Annotated in this window: 4 protein-coding genes; 2 read left to right on the top strand and 2 right to left on the bottom strand. The window is 72.4% G+C overall.

The genetic code is table 11. The annotated features are described in order from the left end of the window. Positions 1-19: 19 nt before the first annotated feature. Positions 20-1909 carry an RICIN domain-containing protein gene (locus ACWCXH_RS27845; RefSeq protein WP_449804225.1) on the top strand — a complete coding sequence of 630 codons (1890 nt, stop codon included), beginning with the start codon at positions 20-22 and terminating at the stop codon, positions 1907-1909. 80 nt (positions 1910-1989) lie between these two features. Here the strand turns inward: ACWCXH_RS27845 and galT are convergent, their stop codons facing one another. Continuing rightward, positions 1990-3093: a galactose-1-phosphate uridylyltransferase gene (galT, locus tag ACWCXH_RS27850; RefSeq protein ID WP_449804226.1), complete on the bottom strand. Its 1104-nt coding sequence runs from the start codon at positions 3091-3093 to the stop codon at positions 1990-1992. Between the two features lie 254 nt (positions 3094-3347). Here galT and galK point away from each other — a divergent pair, with 254 nt between their 5' ends. Further along, on the top strand, positions 3348-4493 hold the full coding sequence (galK, locus tag ACWCXH_RS27855; protein ID WP_449804227.1) for a galactokinase: 1146 nt from the start codon (positions 3348-3350) through the stop codon (positions 4491-4493). A 14-nt stretch (positions 4494-4507) separates the two neighbouring features. Here galK and ACWCXH_RS27860 read toward each other — a convergent pair whose 3' ends face one another. Continuing rightward, entirely contained in the window at positions 4508-5314 is an 807-nt protein-coding gene (locus tag ACWCXH_RS27860; RefSeq protein WP_449804228.1) for a DeoR/GlpR family DNA-binding transcription regulator, read from the bottom strand. Between the last annotated feature and the right edge of the window lie 1119 nt (positions 5315-6433).

Genomic DNA, 6433 nt, shown 5'->3' on the forward strand with positions numbered 1-6433 from the left:
CCACGGAGGAGGAGTAGCAGTGTCAGCTCTACGCACCAGATGGATCAGCGGCCTCACCGCCGCCGCACTGGCCGTCCTCGGCACCGGCACCCTGGCCGCCACCCCGGCGGCCGCCAAGCACACCGCCGCCACGTACACCATCTCGGTCGGGAAGACCGGCTCGTACGCGTACCCGGACGACACCCCGGCGAGCGTCTACACCGACAAGGACGGCACGTTCTACTTCCAGCAGTCGCACGCGCTGTACGGCGCCAACGACTCCCGGCAGTGGGACTTCTACACCGGGCCGGACTTCGAGAGCGCCACCCGCTCGGCCGCGATCAGCGACGCGGTCGACCCGGCGAACCCCGACGACCGCAACAACGACACCACCTGGCGGTGCGACAACAGCCCCACCGGCCTGGAGGCCAGCAAGGCGCCACAGGGCTCCGGGTACTCGCAGCAGAACTTCTGCGACCTGGTCGGGACCTGGGTCGACCCGGACACCGGTGACTGGTACGGGCTGGTGCACAACGAGTTCACCCCCCAGCCCTTCGGCGACGGCCTGCACTTCGACGCGATCGACTACGCCGTCTCCACCGACCAGGGGCGGACCTGGGCCGTCAAGGACCACGTGATCACCTCCCCCTACAGCACCACCCGGGGCGACACCGCGGCGTTCCCGCAGCAGACGTTCTACTACGGCGACGGTGACCAGCGGCTGTTCACGGACACCGCCTCCGGCTACTTCTACGTCTTCTACGGCTCCCGGATCGTCGACAAGGGCGGGTCCTGGGGCGCCTTCCAGCAGCACGTCGCGCGGGCCCCGATCGCCGCCAAGATGGCGCCCGACAGCTGGCAGAAGTGGTACGACGGCTCCTGGACGCAGCCGGGCGCGGGCGGCCTGGAGAGCGACATGGTGCCCGCCGACGCCACGAACCCGACCGGGTACCTGGCGCCCGCCGAGGAGTACGACCCGACGAACCCCGGCACCGTCAAGCAGCAGATCGCCGCGGGCACACTCGCCCCGAGCACGCCGCTGTTCGTCATGAACGTCAGCTACGACGCCTACCTCGGCCTGTACATCGGCTCCCCGCAGGCCGTGGACCAGAGCGGCAACGCCCCGCAGCAGATCTACGCCACCAAGGACCTCGCCACCCAGAAGTGGACCCTGCTCGGCGACACCGGCGGCTACCACACCGCCTCCTGGTACCGCTGGTTCCTGGACAGCGCCAACCGGACCGACTCGACGATCGTCGGGAAGACCTTCCGGACGTACTGCTCCTTCGCCTGCGCCGGCTCGGACGGCCAGTACGTGGACATGACCATCGACTCCTCGGTACCGGCCGCCCCGCCGATCGACCTGAGGAAGACCTACCGGATCCAGAACGGCGACGGCCGCGTCCTCGCCCAGGCCGACGGCGGCTCCGCCACCACCTCCACGGAGCGGCCCGGCGGTTCCGCCCGCGAGTCCTGGAGCTTCCTGGCCGACGGCGACGGCTCGTACCGGATCACCAACACCGCCACGGGGCACCTGCTGGGCGTCGACTCCACCGTGACGGCCGGCCGGGCCTGGGGCGCGGGGCTGACCGCCACGGCGGCCGTCGGCGGGAACGCCACCGTCGGCCAGCAGTGGTTCGTCCTCCCCAGCGCGGCCGGGAAGGGCGGGTTCCAGCTGGTGAACCGTTACAGCGGCCTGGTGCTCGGAATGTCCGGCGCGCAGGGCCGGCTCACCGAGACCACACCCGCCCGCTCCTGGACCGACGCCACCGGCAACGCGGTCGGCGGCGGGCGTACCGCCGCCGAGCAGACCCTCGCGTTCACCCCGACCGGGAAGGCCCCCGGGACGGTCGTGCTCACCGCCCCCGGCGGCCAGTCCGGCGCCGCCGGCCAGGCCGTCTCCGTGCAGCTGCCGTGGTCGATCACCTGACCCGGGCCCGTCCGGGGGACGGGCCCGAAGCCGGGCCCCGGGAACCGTCCCGGGGCCCGGCACTCCTCCGCCCCCGGCGCTCAGCCGAGCGCGGCGGCGCGGAGCCGCTCGGCGGCGGCCTCCGGGCTGACGTCGGTGACGAAGGCGTCGAGTCCGGATTCCACGCCGGCCAGGTACTTGAGCTTGCCGGGAGCCCGGCGGATGGTGAACAGCTCAAGGTGGAGCGCGAGTTCGCCGCCGCCGGCCTTGGGCGCCTGGTGCCAGGCCGCGATGTACGGGGTCCGGTTGGGCGCGGAGCCGGGAGGGGCGGGGAAGAGTCGGTCGAAGCGGCGCAGCAGGTCGAGGTAGAGGCGGGGGAACTCGGCGCGTTCGGCCTCGTCGAGCGCGGTGAGGTCGGGGACCCGGCGGTTGGGGTAGAGGTGCACCTCGTACGGCCAGCGGGCGGCGAAGGGGACGAAGGCGGTCCAGTGCTCGCCCTGGAGCACCAGCCGCTCGGGGGAGTCGCGTTCGGTGGCGAGCAGGTCCTCGAAGAGGTTGCGGCCGGTGCGGGCCCGGTGCCCCTCGGCCCGGGCGATCATCCGGGCGGTGCGGGAGGGGACGAAGGGGAATGCGTAGATCTGCCCGTGCGGGTGGGCGAGCGTGACCCCGATCTCCTCACCCCGGTTCTCGAAGCAGTACACCTGCTGCACGCCGGGCAGGGCGGACAGTTCCGCCGTGCGGTCGGTCCAGGCGTCCAGTACGAGGCGGGCCCTGGGCGCGTCCAGGTCGGCGAAGGAGGCGTTGTGGTCGGAGGTGAAGCAGACCACTTCGCAACGGCCGTTGCCCGGCCGGAGGGCGTGCAGGGCCTCGTCCTGGGCCGCGACGTGCTCGGCGGATCCCATGGCGAGCGAGGGGAAGCGGTTCTCGAACACCGCGACCTCGTAGTCGGCCGCCGGGATCTCGCTGAGCCGCCCGTCGCGGGAGGGGCACAGCGGGCACTCGCCGGCCGGCGGGTGGTAGGTGCGCTGCTGGCGGTGCGCGGCCACCGTCACCCACTCGCCGAGCACCGGGTCGAGCCGGGTCTCGGACAGGCTCGCGGTCGGCTCCAGCGGGCGCTCGTCCACGGCGTCGCGGGACGTGCCCGGCTCCTGGTCGAAGTAGACGAGTTCGCGGCCGTCGGCCAACGTGGTGGCGGTTCTGTGCACCGCTGTACTCCTTTTACGCATGGGACGTCGGCCACCGGCGCCGAGCTTTCAACAGATTCAAACAGAGGCGATCGATTGTCAACATGGCCACCGCTGGCGGGGACCGTTTCACGTCGCCGATCCGAGCCGACTGAACGTGAAATTCGCAGGTGTTGACCGCGGTGGCAGCTATGTTTGATTATGTCGGAATTCGTTCCCGTGATCGAAACCGCCGGCGGGGACCAGGACGCAAACCCAGGCATGGAGCTGAACAGATGATCGACGAGGCCGCCACCGACTTCGAGGCCGTCCACGGTGCACGGCCGGCCGGCGTGTGGGCCGCGCCGGGCCGGGTGAACCTGATCGGTGAGCACACCGACTACAACGACGGCTTCGTCCTGCCGATCGCCCTTCCGCACACGACCCGGGTCACCGCCCGCCGCCGCGAGGACGGCCGGCTGCGGCTGTTCAGCGCCCAGGGGGACGGTACGGTCACCGACCTGTCGCTCGCCGGGCTGGCGCCCGGCGTCGTCGCGAGCTGGGCCGCCTACCCGGCGGGCGTGTTCTGGGCGCTCACCGAGGCCGGACACGCGGTCGGAGGGGCCGACCTGTTCGTCGACAGCGACGTGCCGACCGGGGCCGGGCTGTCCTCCTCGGCCGCCCTGGAGTGCGCGACGGCCGTCGCCCTGAACGACCTGTACGACCTCGGCCTCACCGCGCCGGAGCTGGCCGTGCTCGCCCAGCGGGCCGAGAACGCCTTCGTCGGTGTGCCCTGCGGCGTGATGGACCAGATGGCCTCCGCCTGCTGCGCGGACGGCGCCGCGCTTTTCCTGGACACCCGGACGCTGGAGCAGCGGCACGTCCCGTTCGACCTGGCGGCGGCGGGGCTGCGGCTGCTGGTGATCGACACCCGGGTCAAGCACGACCTCGGCGACGGCGCCTACGCCGCCCTGCGGGCCGGCTGCGAGCACGCCGCCGAGCTGCTCGGCCTGCCCGCGCTGCGCGACCTCCCGGCCGCCGACCTGGCTCCGGCCCTGGATCTGCTGCCCGGCGAACTCCGGCCGCTGGTGCGGCACGTGGTGACCGAGAACGAGCGTGTGCTGGAGACCGTCGAGCATCTGGACGGCGGCCGGATCGCCGAGCTGGGGCCGGTCCTGACGGCCGGGCACGCCTCGCTGCGCGACGACTTCAAGGTCTCCTGCCCCGAGACGGACCTCGCGGTCGCGGCCGCCGTCGCCGCCGGGGCGCTGGGCGCCCGGATGACCGGTGGTGGGTTCGGCGGGTCCGTCATCGCCCTGGTCGAGGCCGGGCGGGTGGCGGAGGTCTCGGAGGCGGTGGAGGCGGCCTTCCGTTCGGCGGGCTTCGCCGCGCCGGTCACCTTCACCGCCGTCCCCTCGGCGGGCGCCCGCCGGAAGGCCTGACCCGGCGGGAGGAGTCAGCGGCCGGCCGGGACGATGACGAGCTCGCCGACCGCGTCGGCGAGCACACCGCGGGCCGCCGCGGGCAGGGCGTCGTCGGTGATGAAGCAGTCGACCTCGGAGAGGGCCGCGAAACTGCTCAGGCCGACGGCGCCCCACTTGGTGTGGTCGGCGACCACGACGGTGCGGCGGGCGGAGGCGATCAGGGCCCGGTTGGTCTGCGCCTCGGCCAGGTTGGGCGTGGTGAGCCCGGCCTGCTCGCTCACCCCGTGCACGCCCAGGATCAGCAGGTCGACGTGCAGCGAACGGATCGTCTCGTCGGCGAGCGCCCCCACCAGGGCCGCCGAGCGGGTCGGCGATCCACCGGTCAACAGCAGCGACGGGACGGTCTCCCTCCCGTCGCTTCCGGCTGCCCACAACAGGTCCGCGATCCGGAGCGAGTTGGTCACCACCGTCAGTTCCGGGACCTCCAGCAGCCGGGAGGCGACCGCGTAGGTCGTGGTGCCGGCCGAGAGGGCCACCACGCTGCCAGGCTCCACCAGCTTCACCGCAGCGTCCGCGAGCGCGGCCTTGGTGCCCTCCTCCAGCCCGGACTTGGCGTCGAACCCGGGCTCGAAGCTGCTGGCCGTCCCCGTCGCCACCGCGCCGCCGTGGACCTTCTCCACGGCGCCCTGGCGCGCCAGCGCGTCGAGGTCCCGGCGGACGGTCATGTCGGACACACCGAACTGCTCGACCAGTTCGGCGACCCGGATCGCGCCGGTCCGGCGGATCGCCTCCAGGATCAGCACCTGGCGCTGGGCGGCGAGCAACGTCTGGTCAGCCACGGAGGGCCTTTCGATCGAACGAGCACGTACGGCGGGCGCGTTCACGTCGGCGACCGGGAACGCGGCCGGGTCCTGCACGGGCCATTATCCCAGGACACCGGTGGGCCCCGTGCCTGGTACCGGGCGGCAAAAGGGACCGCCGGTGCCGCGGGCAGTCGCGGCACCGGCAGAGCGATGGCGGCCTGCACTTCGCTGACCGTCCTGTCGGCGTCGCTGCCGAGGTTCACGACCTTCGGGTCGGCGCCCCTCGGCCGCCTCGGCCTTGGCGCGAGGCAAGGCGGCCATGGAGGGAGGGGAGCACGGTGGGGCTAATGAGGGCGGGGGCCGATCGACAGGAAACAACATGGTCGATCAGGAATCATCGCAATCAAACGCGATGAGGCTAAGGGAAAACGCTCGGTTCGGATCTGAGTCGAGCTCGGGTTCACTCCCGGGGCAGTTCCGAAATCGCCGCCGCGCGCGGACGGGCCCGCAGTGACGGCCGGCAGATCGTGCGGCTCATTCGGGCGCCCCGTCGGTGGCCTGGCGATCACCCTGGTCAAGGGTGGTCGGGGGTGGTCGGGTGGAGCGCTCGGCTGCACCTACTGGTCGGTAGGTAGGCGCTCGGGACGGCTTCCGGCAAAGCCGGGGCGGCGTCAACGGTCGACCGTGCGGCGGCTCGGGCGATGGTTCCGCTCCGACCTGCGGGTCTGCGGCCCCGGGGCGCGGCCGGTCGGCTGTGGCGGGTGGCGGCGGCCCGGCGGTGACGTTGAATCTGCTGCCAAGTTGTTGATTAATGTTGGAAGTTGGGTCTACGCTCCTGCCCGGCGTTCCGGCATGGACCCGACACGGAGCTCGGCGACCCGGTCGGCCGACTCCCGTGCTTCGAGTCCTGCCGGACCCCCACGCCGCCGGAGCCGCAGGAGGAGCAGTTGATGAGCAGATCCCCCCATCTGTTGCGCCAGCTCTGTTGCGCCAGCCAGCGATGGACCATCTCGTAACGGGACCGGCACGGTCCTGATCCCCTCCGTCGTGCCGACCCGCCCACCCGGGCGGTCGGCGCACCTGCTCCCCCCGCCGACTACCACCCCGCCCTCGCACTCGCCGACCTCGACCTCCACCCGACCGACCCGGACATCG

Source organism: Kitasatospora sp. NPDC001660 (assembly GCF_053596725.1).

Coding starts and splice junctions, on each gene's coding strand:
- galK (WP_449804227.1), top strand. CDS start 3,348: ATGATCGACGAGGCCGCCACCGACTTCGAGGCCGTCCACGGTGCACGG.